Genomic DNA, 1253 nt, shown 5'->3' with positions numbered 1-1253 from the left:
TGTAGTGGATCACAAAATCAGGACACCGGGATAACCTGTTTCCACTTTTCTTCATGTAAGCAAGGCGGTAAACCATCGTTGTTCGTGTGAGGTCGATAAACGTTGTAATAACCATTAATCCACTGGTTTATATCGCGTACCGCATGGCTAAAATCACCATAACCACCTTTCGGAAGCCATTCACTTTTAAGGCTGCGAAAGACTCTTTCCATCGGCGAATTATCCAGGCAATTCCCTCTGCGACTCATACTTTGCATTACCCCATAACGCCAGAGTAACTTTCTGTATTTATTGCTTTTATACTGAACACCTTGATCTGAATGAAACAGCAGGCGGCCATCACGCGGTCGTGTTTCCAGTGCATTACGCAAAGCCCTGCACACCAACTCAGCATCAGCGGTTAATGAGAGGGCTGAACCGATAATCCGCCGTGAATATAAATCAACAACGAGCGCGAGATAACACCATTTGTCCTGCAGGCGAATAAAACTGATGTCGCCGCACCAGACGCGGTTTGGTGCGGCGGGGTTAAATTGCCTGTTCAGTAAATTTGGCAATGGCGGACTTTTGTCTTCGTTTACCCGGTAGTGATGTTTAACCGGCTGTCGACTTGTCAGCCCGCATTCCCGCATCAGTCGTCGTGCCAGCCACCGGCCTGCATCAACGCCACTTTGGCGCAACATCTGACTGATTGCCCGGCTACCGGCTGCGCCACGACTGAGAGCATGGAAAGCCCTCACCCGACTTCGTAATTCAATTCTTTGCACATTAACAGGACGCTTCACCTGCGCGTAATAAACGCTACGGTGAATACCGAATAAATGACAAAGAACCCGCACTGGCCACTTTGCTTTCAGCCGTGTGATTAGCGCGACAGCTTCCCGGGGATTTCGCTCATCAGCACGGCAGCCTGCTTTAGTATTTCTTTTTCCATCTCAAGGCGCTTTATCTGCGCTTTAAGCTGCTGAATTTCGCGCTGTTCAGGGGTAATAGCATTACCAGCGGGCTCAATACCCTGAAGTTCCTGCTTATACAACCGTATCCATTTACGCAAATGGTCAGGGTTGAGCTCGAGTGCCAGCGCGACTTCTCTGACATCACGCTGGTATTTAACCACCTGTTCGATAGCTTCAAGCCTGAACTCCGGGGAAAAGGTACGTTTAGTCCGACGAGTTTTGATCATGCATCACCTCATTTTCACTGTTTTAACATTAACAGGATTTCGAGGTGTCCTGAATTACCGATCCACTACA

At 48.6% G+C, this 1253-nt stretch carries 1 protein-coding gene; it reads right to left on the bottom strand.

Features of this window, described 5'->3' with window-relative positions; all coding sequences use genetic code 11:
* Positions 1-17 precede the first annotated feature (17 nt).
* A protein-coding gene (locus tag FEK46_RS23195; protein WP_138194846.1) for an IS3-like element ISKpn37 family transposase occupies positions 18-1183 on the bottom strand; the annotation gives its coding sequence in 2 pieces (ribosomal slippage) (positions 18-919 and positions 919-1183; 1167 coding nt in all).
* Positions 1184-1253: the final 70 nt, after the last annotated feature.

Origin of the sequence: Escherichia sp. E4736 (genome assembly GCF_005781225.1) — a bacterium.
GTDB lineage: Bacteria > Pseudomonadota > Gammaproteobacteria > Enterobacterales > Enterobacteriaceae > Escherichia.
Note: the sequence above shows the minus strand (reverse complement) of the source record. Positions and strands in the feature narration are given on the sequence as shown.